The sequence below is a fragment of the Pseudomonas trutticola BRTCR10 genome (assembly GCF_056155105.1).
The window spans coordinates 1,590,898-1,607,113 of record NZ_CM149552.1 but is presented as its reverse complement, the minus strand read 5'-3'; the positions used below and the strand labels follow the sequence as shown (position 1 = coordinate 1,607,113).

The following is a 16,216-nucleotide window of genomic DNA, read 5'->3' as shown; positions in this document are numbered from 1 at the left end:
CAGATTCCATATGTCTATTTAACATCAGGATGATGCTATTGCAGCCACGGTCACCCCTTTTAAACGCACGTTCGGCCGCCAAACGCCCGCAGGCTCAGGCAAACCCAGCCGACGAGTGGCAAAGATGCCGGGCAGGTTCAAACCCGCTTCCCGGGTGTAACCGATGCCCCCGGAGTAACGAGCGTTAATTTCCAGCAGATGCGGTTTACCGTCTGCATCGTCACGGGTCTGGACATTGACGATGCCATCGCATTGAAAGTGTTCGGCTGCCTTGAGCGCGAGTTCTACAGCGGCACCTTCACGCTCGAGCAACTGATACAGACCGGTCTTGCGACGGCCAACAAACGCAATCGGGCGACCGGCTTCACAGACCATATCCACCGAACATTCGCTTCCCGCCATATAGGGCATCACTAGCATCGGTGGCGGCGGCGTATCAGCCGAGCGATAGGCATGCATATAAAGGTCGAAGTTGACCTCACGCTCGTCGGGGTTGGCGAAACAGCGGAAAGGGTCGGCACCTGCCTTGAAACGCCAGAACCCCTGGCCATAAATACCCACGGCCGGCTTGACGCACACTTCGCCCGATGCACTCAGCGTCTGATAAGCGGCGAGCATCTCTTCGGCATTGGCGGCGGTGATCGCCGGCACGCAGGCCAGCCCCGCTCGCTCTGCCTCAGCGGTGAATCGGCTCTTGTTATCGACCCGATCAAACGTATCCAAAGAGAGTGCGCCGGTAACCAGTACCAGGCCGGCCTCCTCGAAGCGCTGCCGAGCCTGTTCGAAGACGCTGCCAACGCGGCCCGCCAGGATGACTTTGATGTTGTGAGCCTGAGCGGTCGCAATGACCCAATCGATGCGTTCCTGATTGTCCGCAGGCTCCACAAAGCTGATGTCGGCGAACGAGGTGATTTCCGGGCGATCCCGTCGATGCGACGCATAAATCTTCACGTCGGCCGGCAGCGCCTCGCGCGCGCCGAGAATGATGTCGCGCTGACTGGACTGCCCTTCTAGAAACCAGATCACTATGTTTACCCTCCCTTGTCGTTACGCCGAATGCCGAAACATTTTCTGAGAACGTTCGTCTCACATCCGCCAATGGGTGCGGACAGTACCGTCTTCCACTGCAAACTCAAGGGGAACATTCGGCAGTGGATCTGGCGCTCTCGGAGCGTCATTAGTGCTTCTCGGGTTTATTCTCGGGTGGCCACAATAAACAGGCGCGGGAACGGCAACAGCACCGAGCCATCGGCCATTGCCGGGTAAGCCTTTTCGATTTCGGTCAGATACTGCTGCAGATACTGCGCCCGTTCGCTTTCAGTCAAAGGGCTCAGAAACGGAATCAACCCGCTGCCCTTGAACCACTCGACGACGCCCGCCGCACCGCCCGCCAGCTGATGGTGATAGGTGGTGCGCCACACATCGACTCGCGCGCAGTGCGCACGCAACATAGAGAAGTATTCGCTGGCACTCGCCATGTCAGTGCGCTGCCCGGCGGCACCGGCGAGTTTGCTGGCCCACGGGCCGTTTGCGGCGACTTCGCGCATCAGCCGGTGGGAGGGTTCGTTGAGGTTGTCCGGCATCTGGATCGCCAGACTCCCGCCTGACGCCAGTTTGCCCGCCAGCTTCGGCAACAGCGTCGCGTGGTCCGGCACCCACTGCAACACCGCATTGGCAAAGATCACATCGAACGGACCTGCATCGGACCATTGATCAATCTCGGCCACATCGAACTGCAACAGCGGCAAGCGCTTGCGGGCGGCGTCGATCATGTCGGGCGAACTGTCGAGTCCGCTGACCTTCGCTCCGGGAAAACGCTGCACCAGCAACTCCGTCGAGTTGCCCGGACCGCAACCGATATCGACCACCGCTTGCGCCTGCGCCGCAGGAATGGCCGCCAGCAGATCGCGGGCCGGGCGAGTGCGTTCATCTTCAAAAGCGACGTACTGTTTGGCGGACCAACTCATTGCGTTCTCCTGTCGGGGCATTCAGCGGTTGGTCACGATACAGGCAGCGACGCGAGCAGTTCCAGAGCCACTCGTTGCAAAGCATTTCAGCTCGATCACTCACACCTCAAGGCCAATCATGACGAAACCAGTCGCAAGGCCGATTTCACATGGAATACCTCGGTAACAAACAGAATTTTCATAATGCCGTCAGTGTCTGAATTTCAAGCACTCCGCCAATAAGGAACACGGCCATGAAATTCGCGAAGATTTCCCAGAAGCTCGCCCTGTGGGCCGGCAGCCCCAAGACCTTCATGGGGGCGCTGATCCTGATTGGGTTATGGGCATTGACCGGGCCGATTTTTGATTACAACGACACCTGGCAACTGATCATCAATACCTCGACGACGATCATCACGTTCCTGATGGTGTTCCTGATTCAGAACACGCAGAACCGCGATACCGACATTCTGCACTTGAAGATCGATGAGTTGCTGCTGGTAACCAAGGAGGCGCAGAACGCAATGCTGGGGCTGGAAGCGTTGGATTTGAAGCAACTTGAAGCGTTGCGCAAGCACTACCGTACGCTGGGTGAAGGGGAGGTGTTCAACCTTGAAGGTCTGGGCGAGAAGAGCAAGCCGAAGCAGGATTTGAATGATTGCTGAATCGTCTTTGTGGCGAGGGAGCAAGCTCCCCCGCCACAGGATTCTTGTAAGACTTGAGATTAGCGGCTGGCTTGCAGCGCTCTGGCCATCTCCAAATGATTTTGCAGTTTAGGCAATGTCTCATCAGCGAAAGCCTTGATCTCCGGAACATCGGTGGTCTGTGCTTCTTGCTGGATCTGCTGAATGGCTTCTTCAGTGGCTTTGACTTGGCTGGCGGCGTAGGCCTGGTCGAAGGTTGCGCCGTCTTTCACTTCAGGGATCATCTCCTTGGCCTTGTCGGCCATCTCGTCACGCGGTGCGACGGGCAGGTCGAGCTTTTTGGCGATTTTCGCCAAGTGCTGATTGGCCGTGGTGCGGTCGTTGATGACGACGATGGTGTAGTCCTTGACCTCTTTGGATTCGGTCTTCTGATGCGCCAGACGGCTGGCTTCGATGTCAGCCATGCCTTTGGCTGATGCATCGTTGATAAATTCGGCTGGCGACTGGGCAAAAGCGCTGCTGGCGAACAGTCCCAGAACAGTGACAAAACTCAAAAGACGTACTTGGGTGGCCATCCGGCTCATGGTCGCGCCCTCCTTCTCTCAAAATTCAAGCGGGAGCTTGCGCCCCCGCCTCTCAATCAAAACAACCTTCACCGACTACTTCGATTTCTGAGCGGGCTTGCGGCCCATGTCTGTTTTCGCAGGCTCTTTATCGACCGTCGTTGTGGTGGTTTTCCCACCTTTGCGACCGGCTTCAGACGCCTTCGTTCGATCGTTGGCGAAGTTTCCCGAGTTCGAGTTTCTTGAATTAGGCATGATTCTCTACCTCTTGGTATTGATCGTGGCGAGCAGGTGCCCGCCTAGATTGAGAATTTTCCGGCAGGCAAAGGTTTAGAAAAGTTGCCCGCGTCGCGACGAACGGTGAACCCGCATCAGCCATTGAGCGCGCGATGGTTCTGGCGCTTGGCGGCATACATCGCCTGATCGGCATGGCGAAACAATTGATGTTCCTCGCAACCATGCTCGGGATAGCGGGCGACACCGATACTTGGTTCGATCTGCAGGTTGTGGCCATCCAGGCGCATGGGTTGCACCAGCACTTGGCGAATTTTTTGCGCGACGCTGTCGGCATCTTCCACCGCTTGCACGCTGTGCAACAGCACGACGAACTCATCACCACCGATCCGCGCGACCGTATCGGTCTCGCGCACGCAGCCCTTGAGGCGGTTGGCCACGGTTTGCAGGAGCATGTCGCCTACCGCATGGCCGAAGGTGTCGTTGACCTGCTTGAAGCGATCCAGGTCGACATACAACAGCGCCATGTGCCCGGAGTGCTCGCGGGCGCTGGCCAATGCAGCCTTCAGACGGTCACGGAGCAGCTCACGATTGGGCAGTTGAGTCAGTTGATCGTATTGCGCCATGCGCCGCAGTCGCGCGTGCAATTGCTGACGCTCGATGGCGGTAGCGACCTGGGCGCAGACGTATTGCAGCAGTTCCTTGTCCTGTTCGGTGTAGCGCTCGCCGCCGGGCAGACTTTTGACGATCAACGCGCCGATGGTGCCGTTTTTCGAGCTCAGCGGGACGCCGAGCCAGCACGGTGAATTCTGTTCGGCCACCAATGCAGCAAAATCGGGCGGGGAATCGGCGCTGTCCGGCGTCAGAAGAATCGGCTGACCACTACGGATCACTTGCGTACACAGGCGCCCGGTGATCGTCCCGGGTTGCTCGGGCTGCAATTCGTGATCGTCAACGTGATAGGGAAAGTTCAGCTGTGCACAGTGTTCGTCGTAGAGCGCCACCGAGAAATTCATCGCCGGCAGCCACTCGCCGATGATCAGGTGGATACGTTTGAACAACGCCAGCAAATCTTCCGCCACATGCGCCGCCTCGGAAATCGCATACAGCGCCGCTTGCCGCGATTCGGCCTGCTTGCGTTCGGTAATGTCGCGGGCCACGGCGATGCGCAACTGATCCACTTCCGACCAGCGCGCCGACCAGAGAATGTGAGCGACGCCGCCGTCCTTGCGCACGTAGCGGTTCTCGAAATTGAGCTTAGGCTCGCCACCCATGATCTCGCTGGCGGCAGCGAGGGTGCGCTGGCGATCCGCCGGGTGCACCAGCTCGATCATTTGCCGGCCGATCAATTCCTCAGGCGTGTAGCCGAGTATGCGCTCGCAGGCGGCACTGACAAAAACGAAGCGACCCTGCTTGTCCACCGCGCAAACGGCGTCCAGCAACAGGTCGATAAAACTCGCCAACGGCGCGGAATTTCGGCTTTCCATGGTTCAGCACAGGTGTCCGGGCAATGCAGCACTGATCAACCATCCTTGACCGTTCGATCCCGCATCCCTGCACGTAACATCAAACCTTGTTCGGCATCAGCCCCGGCAGCGCATGTAGCAGCGCATTGACGGCGAAACCGATGAACATCACACCGCACAACCGGGTGATCAGCAGTTCATGACGCTGATAAATCGTGCGCACTCGCTGCGCGCCGACAACGCCAATGAGGATAGCGTAAGCCAGCAATCCGCCGAGGAAACTCAGGGCGATCAGCGCTGGCAGCATCGACCAGTTGAGTAGTTCGGCGCGGCTCGACAGGAGCGCTGTGAACGTCGCCACCGCCACCGGATAGGCCTTGGGATTGGTCAAGCCGAACAGGATGCCGTGCCAGAACGGATTGCGCGCCGCGCCTTGCGGCTGGTCATCGCTGCGGCTTTGCGCACGCACCGCGCGCCAGCCCAGCCAGAACAGGTACAAGCCGCTGAGTACGCCGAGCACATCGAACGCAGTGCTGCCTATTTCCCGTGCGCCGACAATCGCGATCAATGCGGTGCTGCACCAGACCACGTCGCCGAGCAGGTGCCCACAGAGAAACCCTGCCCCGGCCCGTCGCCCGTGGGCCGCGCCTATGCCGAATACCGCCAGCACACCCGGCCCGGGCGTAATGCCGTAAATGAAACCCGAGGCCAGAACGGCCATTAGTAACGATGGGGTCATGGAATACCTGCAAGCGCCAGAACACGTGGCCGCCAGTCTATATCAGCAAAATGTGTCAGATCACGGCGCGTCGTAAATACGCATGCCGGCGTACGGTTTCAGTCGACATGCCGCCAGCCGCGAAGCCAGTCCACCGACGTGGGCTTCGAGCTTGTGGCCATCGGGATCGAGAAAGTAGAACGACGCACCTTCGCTGCGGTTATCCCGCCATTCCTGCACGTTGGCCGCTTTTAGTGTCTCGACGAACAGCGGAAAATCCGCCGCATTGAGGCTGAAAGCGTAATGGGTGTAGTCGGCGGACGCCTCGGCGTTACGTTTCGGGTCAAGCGACAGGCACAGCCACAACCCGGGCAGCGATAGATAGGCACCGGCATCCCACGTCGCGTCGACGCGCAATTGCAGCACGTCGCGATAGAACGCCAGGCTGCGATTCAGATCAGTGACGGCCAGGGTCAGGTGGTTGAGGCCGTTGAGCATCGGATCAGTAACCTCTGAGGTCTTCAGGGACGACGTATTGCTGGCCGTCGTAAGTCAGGGTGATCTGGGTTTTCTTCAGGTCGGTGGTTTTCGAAACACACTGATCGCCCGACTGGGTGTTTTTCATCTTGCTGCCGCTGGTGGTGATGATCAGATCGGCGAGGCCGTGATGACTGGTGGTGCCGATTTCGAGCGTCCTGCGGGTTTTCTTCATGTAGCCCGCGCAACCGCTCATGAACTCACCGTGGTTCTTGTAGACCACCAAGCCTTCCAGTACCGGGCGCAGCTCATTGCCTTCGCGGACATACAGCGCCAGATCGGTTTTCTCGTAGGGAATCGCGCTGGAACTGTGCCCGAACATTGAACGCAGGCCAAACGCGCGGATGTCCGGCGCCAGTCGATAGCGGCCGGTGTCGATGCGCAGATCGTCAAAGCGAATGGCATCAGAGTTGTACGCGCCTGGTTTACGGTAAGTGGCGATGGTTTTTGCGTCGCTGGCATTGACGATCGCCAGATCCAGATCGAGCACCCCGGCATCGTCGCCGCCGGAGTCGGCAAGGTACGTGGTCTTGACTGAGATCGCCTGATTCGGGAAGGCCGGCCAGACGACGCAACGTGACATTGATTGGCCGTCATAGGCCTTGGTGGTACAGGCGCCCTGGGCTTGGGCGGTGATGGCCAGAAAACCGAGAGCAATAAGAAGTCTGGTTGGGCTGAACATTGTTCTTCCTTGATAAAAATCGAGTGTGGCAGGCCGGTTACAGGCCTTGGACATCGTTAGGCAAAACGTACGATTTGCCGTCGTAGCGCAGCGTGGTCAGTTCGGGCTTGTAATGGGTGGTCTTGATTTCACAGGTGTCCGGTGGCCCTTCTCCGGTGAGCCCGGTAGTGACCGATTTGAGGATCAGGTCAGCGAATCCGTGAGAGCTGGTTTTACCTATTTCAATCGTGCGAACCGTAGTCCCGCGATCGCCCGCACAGTTGCCATCCCACTCGCCACTGAAGCGGTAAACCACCAGACGATCCAGCACCGGACGCAATTTTCCGCCCTCTTTCACATAGAGCGAGAGTACGGTTTCATTCAACGGATTGACGCTTGAAGAGCCTTTGAAAATCGCCCGTACACCAAAAGCACGCAGCGTCGGTGTGAGCTTGTAGCGCGCGGTGTCGAGTTCCACGCTCTCCATTTCGATGGCATCCGTGGAAAACGCAGAGGGTTGATGCCAGGTGGCGAGCGATGTCGAATCGTCTGCTGACAACACCGATAAATCCAAATCGTAGGTGCCGATTTTTTCGCCTTTGGCGTACACCGGATCCGCTACAAATTTTGATACCGCGGTGATCGTCAGGAGCGGATCGACAGGCCAATCCTTGCACACAGAAAAGTCCCACTGCCCCGTCACCGCTGGCGGCGTGCAATCGGCAAACGCCTGCCCCGCCAGCAGCCACCCACCCAGCGCCACGCACCGGATCAATCCAGACTTCACTGTCACATCCCGCTCCTTGATAACTTTTCAGCCGCGCACTATCCCCTCCTCAATCGTGCGATTCAACCAGTTCAACGCCTGATCCCCGCCCCGACGCTTATGCCACGCCAACACAAACGTGAACGGCGGTATCTCGAATGGCGGCGGCACGACGATCAATTCGCGCTGATCAATCTCCCGCAGCCCCCGCGACGACACCGTAAGAATCAGGTCTGTGCCGCTGATGAACTGCGGTGCGACGTTCCAGTGCGGCAGGCTGATCGCAACGCGGCGGCGTTCGCGCAAAGCGGTCAGCGCCCGTTCGATTTCCGGCGTACCGCTGCCGCGCATTTCCAGCAGCACGTGCGGGCGTGACAGGTAGGTCGGCAGATCAAGAACACCGTCGGCGGGCAATGTCTGACGGTCGAGCAGGCACACGTAGCGCTCTTCGAACAGCAGCGTGCTGCGCAGTTCATTGGGCATTTCCGGGAACACCCCGGCAGCGACGTCGATATCGCCGTTGAGCACGCCTTCAAGCATGCCTTCGCGGCTGGCGTGGCTGATCTGCAAATCGATGCCCGGCGCTTCGCGGCGCAAGGTGCGGATCAGTGCGGGCAGGATAATCGCCGCGCCATAGTCCGACATCGCCACGCGAAAAGTACGGCGGGCACTGGCCGGATCGAAAGTGTTAGGCGCCAGCAACGATTGCACCTGGGCCAGCGCTTCGGCCAGTGGCGCGACCAGTTCCAACGCCCGCGCAGTGGGCGCCAGACTGGAACCGGCGCGCACCAGCAACGGGTCGCCGAGCAGGTCGCGCAAGCGCGCCAACGCATGGCTGACCGCCGGTTGACTCAGGTGCAGGCGCTCGGCTGCGCGGGTGACATGTTGCTCACTGAGCAAAGCGTCGAGGATCACCAGCAGATTGAGATCGATACGGCGCAGATCATTCATTTGATGCATGTTCTGGATGACAAAACGGAATTTAAATCTGCTCGACGAATAGCCTAGAGTCCAGCAAAACCTGTTGGAGGTAGAACATGAGTACGTTGCAGTGGGCCGGTTTGTTGGCGTTGGCCGCTTTTGCCGGGGCGGTTGTGCCGTTTCAGAGCGCCATCAATAGCAACCTGGCGCGCGGATTGGGGCATCCGTTGTGGGCGACGCTGGCGTCCTTGCTGGTGAGCGTTCTGGTGTTGTTGCCGGTGATTGTGGCGCTGCGCTTGCCGTTGCCGTCGTTGGCGTTTATCAGCAAGGCGCCGTTATGGATGTGGGCGGGGGGCGCGTTCGGGGTGTGTTTTGTGGCGCTGGCGGTGATGCTTTTGCCCAGGCTTGGGGCCTCAGGGTTTGTGGCGTTGGCGTTGGCGGGCCAGGTAATTGCCTCGATGGTGCTGGATCACTTCGGGCTGTTCGGGTTGGTCGAGAAGCAGCTGACATTGTCGCGGGTGTCTGGCGCGGTTTTGCTGATTGCCGGGGTGGTGTTGATTCAGTTTGGCGGGGTGTTTGAGAGGAATGTAGTGACGGTTGGGTGATGGGAATAGCAGATGGATTTGCGCTGCCTTGAAGTCAGTCATCGCGGGCAAGCCCGCTCCCACAGGGTTCTGCGGCGAATACAGATTTATGTATCGCCGCGCAAACTGTGGGAGCGGGCTTGCCCGCGATGGCGTCGGTGTAGCAGCCAAACTCTTTCAGAATGCAGCCGATCTCAAAACGCGTTGCGGAAAATCTCCTCGATCTGCCGCTGATCCGCCGCCCGCGGATTGGTGAAACCGCAGGCATCCTTCAAGGCATTGGCGGCGAGAATCGGGATGTCGGTGCATTTCGCGCCGAGATCACGCAGCCCGCCGGGAATCTCGACGTCACTGGCCAGGCAGCGGATCGCGCTGATCGCCGCTTGCGCGCCCTCTTCCGGGCTGAAGCCACGAATGTCTGCGCCCATTGCGTGCGCAACATCGGTGAGGCGATCGGCACACACCAGCGCGTTGAACGTCTGCACGTGCGGCAGCAGAACCGCGTTGCACACGCCGTGAGGCAAGTCGTAGAAACCGCCCAACTGGTGCGCCATCGCGTGTACGTAACCCAGCGATGCATTGTTGAACGCCATGCCCGCGAGGAATTGCGCGTAAGCCATGTTTTCCCGCGCGGCAAGATCACTGCCGTCGCGCACGGCCAGACGCAGGTTGTTGCTGATCAGGGTCATGGCCTTCAACGCGCAGGCGTCGGTGATCGGGTTGGCGGCGGTTGAGACGTAGGCTTCGATGGCGTGGGTCAGGGCGTCCATGCCGGTAGCGGCGGTCAGGCTTTTCGGCATGGCGACCATCAGCGCCGGGTCGTTGACCGACAGCAGCGGCGTGACGTTGCGGTCAACGATGGCCATTTTCACGTGGCGCGATTCGTCGGTGATGATGCAGAACCGGGTCATCTCGCTGGCGGTACCGGCGGTGGTGTTGATGGCGATCAGCGGCAGTTGCGGCTTGCTCGATTGATCGACGCCTTCGTAATCGCGGATCTGTCCGCCATTGGTCGCACACAGGGCAATGCCCTTGGCGCAGTCGTGAGGCGAACCGCCGCCCAGCGACACCACGAAATCACAGCGACTTTCCCTCAGCAGCCCCAACCCGGCCTCGACGTTGGCGATGCTCGGGTTCGGTTTGGCGCCATCGAAGATCACCGAATCGATGTCCTGCATCGCCAGTTTCTCGGCGATCATGCTCGCCACACCGGCCTTGGCCAACCCCGCGTCGGTAACGATCAGCGCCTTGCGAAAACCATGGTTGCGGATCGCGATCATGGCTTCGTCGAGGCATCCGCTGCCCATGATGTTGACCGCCGGAATGAAAAAGGTGCTGCTCATCGTGTATCTCCTGACTGGGGCCGAACCGACCGTCCGACTCGGTGGATGGATACAGGATCGACCGATCAGTCACGGCCGATGTTGATCTGGCTCAATGCCCGCTCGTGATAAAGTCGCCGCCCATCAGCCCCTATGTTTTGAGATGTGCCAAGCAATGAGCGATTTTCTGGATGTCGACGCGACCCTCGAAGACTGGAACACCCTGCGCACGACCGACTTCAAGGGTTTGCTGGTGGGTAACGGCGCCAGCCGCGCGGTGTGGGACGACTTCGGCTACGACTCGCTGTTCGAAAACGCCCGCACGGTGGAAGAGAAACCGTTGAGCCCGTCGGAACTGGCGGTGTTCGATGCAATGCAGACACGCAGTTTCGAGCAAGTCCTCGGCGCACTGAAAACCACCAGCCGGGTCAACAAGGCACTGGCCGTCAGCTCGGCGGCGCCGCGCAATCGCTACTACGCGATCAAGGAAGCGCTGATCAACACCGTGCACGCCGTGCACATTCCATGGCGCCTGGTGCAGGCCTCGACGCTGGCCACGCTGAATGAAGAACTGGCGCGTTATCGCACGGTGTTCACGACCAATTACGACCTGCTCAATTACTGGGCTCTGCAGCACAAAAGCGAAGCCATCGACGACCTGTTCAACGCTGCCAACGCGAGTTTCGACCTGAGCGAAACCGCCACCGGCAAACCGCGCCTGCTGTACCTGCACGGTGGTCTGCACCTGGTGCGCAATCAGGACGGCACCGCACGCAAACTGACCTCGACTGAGGGCACACTGCTCGGCAGTTTCGCGATCAACAACACGATCAAGACACTGGATGACGTGCCGCTGTTCGTCACCGAAGGGCCGAGCGCGGACAAGCTCAAGACCATCCGCAGTTCGGATTATCTGTCGTTCTGTTATGAGCAGTTATTGGGCCATGAAGACAGTCTGTGCATCTTTGGCCATGCGTTGGGTGAGCACGACGCTCATATCGTTCGGGCGTTGCGTCTGGCGAAACCGAAGATGGTGGCGATCTCGATTTACCCGCGCAGTGCGGCGTTCATTCAGCACCAGAAGCGGCATTACGCGAAGGTGTTCGAGGGGATGGGGGTTGAGTTGCGCTTCTTTGATTCGAAGACGCATGCGCTAGGGAATCCAAAGCTGTCGGTGCCCGTCGAGGTTTAGCGGCAAGGCTTCTGACGCCATCGCTGGCAAGCCAGCTCCCACAGGACTTCTGCCTGGATCAGAATTTGAAGTTCGACACATGACACTGTGGGAGCTGGCTTGCCAGCGATAGCGATAAACCCGTCGACATCCAGGCTGCGGATACTGGCCAACTCCAACAGAACATTCATTCTTCGGCGCTGTGCACCACCACCAGCAACTGCGCCTGCACCTCGCCCACCGAGCGAATCCGATGCGGTTTCTGCGCATTGAAGTGCAGCGCATCGCCGCGTTCCAGCAGCACCCGCTCGTTCATGAAATCCACTTCCACCTGCCCTTCGTGGACAAACAGAAACTCCTCGCCCAAATGCTCCTTGAAGGTTTTGTCGGTGAACTCACTCGGTGGGTAGATGATGAACGGCAGCAGGTTGCGCTCGCTGACCTGATGCGCCAGCACCGCATAACCCGGGCTCTGATCGTTGGCCGCCAGTGACTGCCGCTCGTGGCTGCGCACCAGGCTGTAGCTGTCGAGGCTGACGTTGTCTTCGGAGAACAGTTCCTCGACTTTCACGTTCAGCGCTTTCGCCAGTTTCAGCGCAGCGGCAATCGACGGGGTGTTCAGCCCGCGCTCGACTTTCGACAGATAACTCTTGGTCATGCCGGATTTTTCGGCCAATGCCTCAAGGGTTACGCCAAGTTTTTTTCTCAATAATTTCAAACGGATAGACATGCGCAGCGGTTATTCCATTGAGGAGGCGACGATTTGTGCTTGCCAATGACACTTTGTGTCATATAGCCTCTTTAGTGTCATTTGCAATCACCCAAAGGACACAGACATGGCCAAGACATTAGCACTACCCAAAGACCAACTGGTCAAGCAAGCGCTGACCCAGATGCAAAACACCCTGGCGGATAATACGTGGACAGACCGGCAAAAGCTGGCCCTGACCTGCCGGATTCTGTTCGAGAGCGGTCACGACTCCGGCCTCGCCGGGCAGATCACCGCCCGTGGCCCGCAACCGGGCACCTATTACACCCAGCAACTGGGCCTGGGCTTCGATGAAATCACGGCGAGCAATCTGCTGCTGGTCAACGAGGACCTGGAAGTGCTCGAAGGTCACGGCATGGCCAACCCGGCCAACCGTTTCCACAGTTGGGTGTACCGCGCCCGCCCGGACGTCAATTGCATCATCCACACCCACCCGACGCACATTGCTGCGCTGTCGATGCTGGAAGTGCCGCTTGAAATCTCGCACATGGATCTATGCCCGCTGTACGACGACTGCGCGTTTCTCGAAGGCTGGCCGGGCGTGCCGGTGGGCAACGAAGAAGGCGAATTGATCGCCGGGGCCCTGGGCGACAAGCGCGCGATCCTGCTGTCGCACCACGGCCAGTTGTCGACCGGTACCACGATCGAGGAAGCCTGTGTCATTGCGCAATTGATCGAGCGCGCCGCCAAGCTGCAACTGTTGGCGATGGCGGCCGGAACGATCAAGCCGATCATTCCTGAGCTGGGCCGCGAGGCGCATGACTGGGTGTCGAAACCGAAACGCCACGCCGCCGCTTTCAACTATTACGCTCGGCAGAACCTGCGCCAACACGCCGATTGCCTGAACTGAAACCCATTTGACGGAGTCATCCCCATGTCCAACATTCACGGCATCATCGGCTACACCATCACCCCGTTCGGCGCCAACGGCGAAGGGCTGGATCTGCCGGCGCTGGGCAAATCGATCGATCGCTTGATCGACAGCGGCGTGCACGCTATCGCCCCCTTGGGCAGCACTGGCGAAGGCGCTTACCTGAGCGACGCGGAGTGGGATCAGGTCGCCGAGTTCAGCATCAAACATGTGGCCAAACGTGTGCCGACCATCGTCAGCGTGTCCGACCTGACCACCGCCAAAGCCGCACGCCGCGCGCGCTTTGCCGAGGCCCATGGCGCCGACGTGGTGATGGTGCTGCCGGCGTCCTACTGGAAACTCACCGAGGCAGAAATCCTCGCCCACTACCGTGCCATTGGCGACAGCATCAGCGTGCCGATCATGCTCTACAACAACCCGGCCACCAGCGGCACCGACATGTCGGTCGACCTGATTCTGCGGATCGTCGGTGCGGTGGAAAACGTCACCATGGTCAAGGAGAGCACCGGCGACATCCAGCGCATGCACAAGCTGCAATTGCTTGGCGAAGGCCAGGTGCCGTTCTACAACGGCTGCAACCCGCTGGCGCTGGAAGCGTTCGCGGCCGGGGCGAAAGGCTGGTGCACAGCGGCGCCGAACCTGATCCCGCAACTGAACCTGGATCTGTACGCGGCGTCGCTGGCGGGAGATATGGCCAAGGCGCGCGAACTGTTCTACCGCCAGTTGCCGCTGCTGGATTTCATCCTCAAAGGTGGTTTGCCGGCGACGATCAAGGCCGGTTTGCGTGAGACGGGGCTGGAAGTCGGCGATCCGCGCTTGCCGGTGTTTCCGTTGAGCGAAACCGGGCGGGGTCAGCTGCAGGCAATCCTCAAAACCCTGCGCTGATTTTTCGGCAATACAGAAAAACTGTGGGAGCTGGCTTGCCAGCGATGGCGGCGTATCAGTCAACATCAATGCTGAATGATATGGCCTCATCGCTGGCAAGCCAGCTCCCACAGGAATGATGCTGGATTTGAAAGTGAGTTCAGAGGACCGGCAGGGTCTTGTCCTTGATGACTTTGGTCGGTCCGTTGGCCTTCACGCTGGCAATGCCCTTATCGCAAGCGGCGTCCGAGGAATACGACTCGCTGCTGCCGATGACCTGGTGATTGGCCGCCTTCAGATTGAAGTACGGATGGCCGTCCTTGGTCGACTTCTTCTCGTAACGTTCATCCAGCGGGCTGTTGGTCTGCACCGAGGCAATGCCGCCATCGGCTGCCGCGCGGGTGGTGTACAGCTCGCTGGTCAGAATCGTCTCGGCATTCGCCGCTTTCAGCACGAACCTGAACTGGCCGTTGCTGCTTTTACTCAACTCGTACCATCCGGACATGTTGCTGCTCCTGTGGATTGAACCCTCGACAGTAAAGACGGTTTCGCCGGTTTAGCCACTGCTGGATGAGCGCCAAATCGCCAACATGACAAATGACAATAATTCTCGATATCATCCGCGACTTTCTGCGCCCCCGCTTCGTCGAGAAGGATATCCATGCCCCGCCTCACGCCCGATCCTCTGTCGGCTGATTCATTTCGCCGGTTTTACGGGGACATCCTGCATTACCTGCGCAAACGCACGGAAAATCCCAGCGACGCGGCGGACATGACCCAGGACGTATTTACCCAATGGCTCGACTATCGCGACCGGGCCAAGGTCGAGCAGCCGCGCGCTTTCCTGTTCCAGATGGCGCGCAATCTGCTGCGTGATCACTGGCGCCGGCAGAAAGTGCGGCACATCGTCCAGCCCAATCACGACAGCGATATCGAACCGGTTACCGATGAGCAGCACGATCCGATGGCAGCGGCGCAGCGCCAGCAACGGCTGGAGCATCTCAAGGAAGTATTGGCCGAACTCTCGCCACGTCGGCGCGAGGCCCTTATGCTGCACCGCTTTGAAGGCTTGAGTCAGGCGCAGATTGCCGAGCGCATGGGGATTTCGCTGAGCATGGTGGAGAAACACATCGCCTTCGCACTGATGCATTGCAAACAACGCCTTGAGCAAGACAACGGCATGGAGAAGCCAGAATGAACCGCCCGCACGAAGTCGACAGCGAATTGCCGGACGACAGCATCGACGGTCAGGCCGCCGCATGGTTTACCCGCAATCGCCAGCAACAGGGCCGCGCTGTCCGACAGGCATTCGAGCAATGGCTGCGCGAACCGGAACACGCCAAGGCCTATCGGGCGTTCGAAGAACTGTGGGCCGATCTTGGCGAATTGCAGCAACTGAATCGGCCGACGCCGCTCAAGCTGCAAAAACCCAAACGCCTCTGGCGCCCTACCCTGGCCGTTGCGGCGGCGTTGGTCGGCGCGGTGCTCGCCACGCAGTTGGGCACGTCCTACGGGGTTTTCCAGCAGCAGATCGCCGCGCAATCCAAAGGCATGCGCACCGTCGAATTGCCGGATGGCAGCACGCTGTCGGTGAACGCCAACACGCAACTGCGCGTCGATTACGACAGCCATCAGCGGCGGATCTTTCTCGAACGCGGCCAGTTCTATGTCGACGTCGCCCCGGACAAGGAACGGCCGATGTGGGTGCAAACCGGCGACGCCACCGTGCGGGTGGTCGGCACCGGTTTTGATGTCCGGCGCACCGACAAGCAGCTGGTAGTCAGCGTCGCCCATGGCCAGGTCGCTTTCGCACCGGACCCGCGCACGTCATTGCTGCTCGGCGCACAACAACAAGCGGCGGTCGATCTGGACAGCGGCAGCGTGCAGCAGCAAACGCTGGCCGTCAGCCAGGTCGCCGATTGGCGCACCGGGCACCTGTCGTTTCGCAACCGCGAACTGGCCAGTCTGGTGGATGAGCTGAACCTGTATCGCGCCAGACCGGTGCTGCTGGCCAATGCAAAACTGGGCCATATCAGAGTCTCCGGCAACCTCGACGTCGAGGATCCGGACGCACTGATCAACGCCCTGCCCGCGCTGATCCCGGTGAAAACAGTGGCCCTTGCCGACGGGCGCATCCGTCTCGAAAACCGCTGACATCGGCTCATATGAGAATATTTTG

General features: G+C 59.5%; 20 protein-coding genes. 7 read left to right on the top strand and 13 right to left on the bottom strand.

Features of this window, described 5'->3' with window-relative positions; translation table 11 throughout:
- Window positions 1–24: 24 nt before the first annotated feature.
- Together ACVVH8_RS07075 and tam are read right to left on the bottom strand one after the other, a co-directional pair.
- On the bottom strand, window positions 25–1,026 hold the full coding sequence (locus ACVVH8_RS07075) for an ATP-grasp domain-containing protein (RefSeq protein ID WP_475229225.1): 1,002 nt from the start codon (window positions 1,024–1,026) through the stop codon (window positions 25–27).
- A 167-nt stretch (window positions 1,027–1,193) separates the two neighbouring features.
- Window positions 1,194–1,967 (bottom strand): trans-aconitate 2-methyltransferase, encoded by a 774-nt coding sequence (gene tam, locus ACVVH8_RS07070; RefSeq protein ID WP_315447850.1) that lies wholly within the window; start codon window positions 1,965–1,967, stop codon window positions 1,194–1,196.
- Between the two features lie 233 nt (window positions 1,968–2,200).
- Here tam and ACVVH8_RS07065 point away from each other — a divergent pair, with 233 nt between their 5' ends.
- Complete coding sequence (locus ACVVH8_RS07065; protein WP_103305557.1) at window positions 2,201–2,611, top strand: low affinity iron permease family protein; 411 nt, start codon at window positions 2,201–2,203, stop codon at window positions 2,609–2,611.
- A 59-nt stretch (window positions 2,612–2,670) separates the two neighbouring features.
- Here the strand turns inward: ACVVH8_RS07065 and ACVVH8_RS07060 are convergent, their stop codons facing one another.
- From ACVVH8_RS07060 to ACVVH8_RS07025, 8 genes are all read right to left on the bottom strand, one after another.
- Window positions 2,671–3,174, bottom strand: a complete 504-nt coding sequence (locus ACVVH8_RS07060) for a DUF4142 domain-containing protein (protein ID WP_475229222.1) — start codon at window positions 3,172–3,174, stop codon at window positions 2,671–2,673.
- A gap of 75 nt (window positions 3,175–3,249) precedes the next feature.
- Complete coding sequence (locus tag ACVVH8_RS07055) at window positions 3,250–3,408, bottom strand: KGG domain-containing protein (protein WP_081500477.1); 159 nt, start codon at window positions 3,406–3,408, stop codon at window positions 3,250–3,252.
- A gap of 116 nt (window positions 3,409–3,524) precedes the next feature.
- Window positions 3,525–4,874 carry a diguanylate cyclase domain-containing protein gene (locus ACVVH8_RS07050; RefSeq protein WP_475229219.1) on the bottom strand — a complete coding sequence of 450 codons (1,350 nt, stop codon included), beginning with the start codon at window positions 4,872–4,874 and terminating at the stop codon, window positions 3,525–3,527.
- 79 nt (window positions 4,875–4,953) lie between these two features.
- On the bottom strand, window positions 4,954–5,592 hold the full coding sequence (locus ACVVH8_RS07045) for a LysE family translocator (protein ID WP_475229217.1): 639 nt from the start codon (window positions 5,590–5,592) through the stop codon (window positions 4,954–4,956).
- 60 nt (window positions 5,593–5,652) lie between these two features.
- Window positions 5,653–6,069, bottom strand: coding sequence for a fosfomycin resistance glutathione transferase (gene fos / locus ACVVH8_RS07040; RefSeq protein WP_475229214.1), 417 nt, complete (start codon window positions 6,067–6,069; stop codon window positions 5,653–5,655).
- A gap of 4 nt (window positions 6,070–6,073) precedes the next feature.
- Window positions 6,074–6,790, bottom strand: coding sequence for a PA3715 family protein (locus ACVVH8_RS07035; RefSeq protein ID WP_103305552.1), 717 nt, complete (start codon window positions 6,788–6,790; stop codon window positions 6,074–6,076).
- 37 nt (window positions 6,791–6,827) lie between these two features.
- Complete coding sequence (locus tag ACVVH8_RS07030; RefSeq protein ID WP_475229212.1) at window positions 6,828–7,562, bottom strand: PA3715 family protein; 735 nt, start codon at window positions 7,560–7,562, stop codon at window positions 6,828–6,830.
- 21 nt (window positions 7,563–7,583) lie between these two features.
- A complete protein-coding gene (locus tag ACVVH8_RS07025; RefSeq protein ID WP_475229210.1) occupies window positions 7,584–8,495 on the bottom strand; it encodes a LysR substrate-binding domain-containing protein in 912 nt (303 codons plus the stop codon).
- A gap of 77 nt (window positions 8,496–8,572) precedes the next feature.
- Between ACVVH8_RS07025 and ACVVH8_RS07020 the strand changes: the two genes are divergently transcribed.
- On the top strand, window positions 8,573–9,061 hold the full coding sequence (locus ACVVH8_RS07020; protein ID WP_475229207.1) for a DMT family transporter: 489 nt from the start codon (window positions 8,573–8,575) through the stop codon (window positions 9,059–9,061).
- Window positions 9,062–9,234: 173 nt separating this feature from the next.
- Here ACVVH8_RS07020 and yiaY read toward each other — a convergent pair whose 3' ends face one another.
- The gene (yiaY, locus tag ACVVH8_RS07015) at window positions 9,235–10,383 is read right to left on the bottom strand and encodes an L-threonine dehydrogenase (RefSeq protein ID WP_401297915.1); all 1,149 of its coding nucleotides are present in this window, start codon (window positions 10,381–10,383) and stop codon (window positions 9,235–9,237) included.
- A gap of 154 nt (window positions 10,384–10,537) precedes the next feature.
- On the opposite strand from yiaY, the gene ACVVH8_RS07010 reads away from it, so the two are divergent.
- Window positions 10,538–11,554 carry a DUF4917 family protein gene (locus ACVVH8_RS07010; RefSeq protein WP_475229204.1) on the top strand — a complete coding sequence of 339 codons (1,017 nt, stop codon included), beginning with the start codon at window positions 10,538–10,540 and terminating at the stop codon, window positions 11,552–11,554.
- Window positions 11,555–11,720: 166 nt separating this feature from the next.
- Here ACVVH8_RS07010 and ACVVH8_RS07005 read toward each other — a convergent pair whose 3' ends face one another.
- Window positions 11,721–12,263 (bottom strand): helix-turn-helix domain-containing protein, encoded by a 543-nt coding sequence (locus ACVVH8_RS07005; RefSeq protein ID WP_103305546.1) that lies wholly within the window; start codon window positions 12,261–12,263, stop codon window positions 11,721–11,723.
- Window positions 12,264–12,369: 106 nt separating this feature from the next.
- On the opposite strand from ACVVH8_RS07005, the gene ACVVH8_RS07000 reads away from it, so the two are divergent.
- Both ACVVH8_RS07000 and ACVVH8_RS06995 read left to right on the top strand, forming a co-directional pair.
- Window positions 12,370–13,152 carry an aldolase gene (locus tag ACVVH8_RS07000; RefSeq protein WP_401297924.1) on the top strand — a complete coding sequence of 261 codons (783 nt, stop codon included), beginning with the start codon at window positions 12,370–12,372 and terminating at the stop codon, window positions 13,150–13,152.
- Window positions 13,153–13,176: 24 nt separating this feature from the next.
- A complete protein-coding gene (locus tag ACVVH8_RS06995; RefSeq protein ID WP_475229201.1) occupies window positions 13,177–14,058 on the top strand; it encodes a dihydrodipicolinate synthase family protein in 882 nt (293 codons plus the stop codon).
- A gap of 139 nt (window positions 14,059–14,197) precedes the next feature.
- Here the strand turns inward: ACVVH8_RS06995 and ACVVH8_RS06990 are convergent, their stop codons facing one another.
- Window positions 14,198–14,542: a YegP family protein gene (locus ACVVH8_RS06990; protein ID WP_475229198.1), complete on the bottom strand. Its 345-nt coding sequence runs from the start codon at window positions 14,540–14,542 to the stop codon at window positions 14,198–14,200.
- Window positions 14,543–14,698: 156 nt separating this feature from the next.
- On the opposite strand from ACVVH8_RS06990, the gene ACVVH8_RS06985 reads away from it, so the two are divergent.
- Window positions 14,699–15,235 carry an RNA polymerase sigma factor gene (locus tag ACVVH8_RS06985; protein ID WP_475229195.1) on the top strand — a complete coding sequence of 179 codons (537 nt, stop codon included), beginning with the start codon at window positions 14,699–14,701 and terminating at the stop codon, window positions 15,233–15,235.
- Window positions 15,232–16,191 carry a FecR family protein gene (locus ACVVH8_RS06980; protein ID WP_103305541.1) on the top strand — a complete coding sequence of 320 codons (960 nt, stop codon included), beginning with the start codon at window positions 15,232–15,234 and terminating at the stop codon, window positions 16,189–16,191. The genes ACVVH8_RS06985 and ACVVH8_RS06980 overlap by 4 nt, the downstream gene beginning before the upstream one ends.
- Window positions 16,192–16,216 lie beyond the last annotated feature (25 nt).

Bases quoted from the DNA above. Each gene is read 5' to 3' on its own strand.
- ACVVH8_RS07020 (WP_475229207.1), top strand. From the start codon at position 8,573: ATGAGTACGTTGCAGTGGGCCGGTTTGTTGGCGTTGGCCGCTTTTGCC.
- tam (WP_315447850.1), bottom strand. From the start codon at position 1,967: ATGAGTTGGTCCGCCAAACAGTACGTCGCTTTTGAAGATGAACGCACT.
- ACVVH8_RS07055 (WP_081500477.1), bottom strand. From the start codon at position 3,408: ATGCCTAATTCAAGAAACTCGAACTCGGGAAACTTCGCCAACGATCGA.
- ACVVH8_RS06980 (WP_103305541.1), top strand. From the start codon at position 15,232: ATGAACCGCCCGCACGAAGTCGACAGCGAATTGCCGGACGACAGCATC.
- yiaY (WP_401297915.1), bottom strand. From the start codon at position 10,383: ATGAGCAGCACCTTTTTCATTCCGGCGGTCAACATCATGGGCAGCGGA.
- ACVVH8_RS07065 (WP_103305557.1), top strand. From the start codon at position 2,201: ATGAAATTCGCGAAGATTTCCCAGAAGCTCGCCCTGTGGGCCGGCAGC.
- ACVVH8_RS07035 (WP_103305552.1), bottom strand. From the start codon at position 6,790: ATGTTCAGCCCAACCAGACTTCTTATTGCTCTCGGTTTTCTGGCCATC.
- ACVVH8_RS07000 (WP_401297924.1), top strand. From the start codon at position 12,370: ATGGCCAAGACATTAGCACTACCCAAAGACCAACTGGTCAAGCAAGCG.
- ACVVH8_RS06995 (WP_475229201.1), top strand. From the start codon at position 13,177: ATGTCCAACATTCACGGCATCATCGGCTACACCATCACCCCGTTCGGC.
- ACVVH8_RS07025 (WP_475229210.1), bottom strand. From the start codon at position 8,495: ATGCATCAAATGAATGATCTGCGCCGTATCGATCTCAATCTGCTGGTG.
- ACVVH8_RS06990 (WP_475229198.1), bottom strand. From the start codon at position 14,542: ATGTCCGGATGGTACGAGTTGAGTAAAAGCAGCAACGGCCAGTTCAGG.
- ACVVH8_RS07050 (WP_475229219.1), bottom strand. From the start codon at position 4,874: ATGGAAAGCCGAAATTCCGCGCCGTTGGCGAGTTTTATCGACCTGTTG.
- ACVVH8_RS07045 (WP_475229217.1), bottom strand. From the start codon at position 5,592: ATGACCCCATCGTTACTAATGGCCGTTCTGGCCTCGGGTTTCATTTAC.
- ACVVH8_RS07060 (WP_475229222.1), bottom strand. From the start codon at position 3,174: ATGAGCCGGATGGCCACCCAAGTACGTCTTTTGAGTTTTGTCACTGTT.
- ACVVH8_RS07005 (WP_103305546.1), bottom strand. From the start codon at position 12,263: ATGTCTATCCGTTTGAAATTATTGAGAAAAAAACTTGGCGTAACCCTT.
- ACVVH8_RS07010 (WP_475229204.1), top strand. From the start codon at position 10,538: ATGAGCGATTTTCTGGATGTCGACGCGACCCTCGAAGACTGGAACACC.
- ACVVH8_RS06985 (WP_475229195.1), top strand. From the start codon at position 14,699: ATGCCCCGCCTCACGCCCGATCCTCTGTCGGCTGATTCATTTCGCCGG.
- fos (WP_475229214.1), bottom strand. From the start codon at position 6,069: ATGCTCAACGGCCTCAACCACCTGACCCTGGCCGTCACTGATCTGAAT.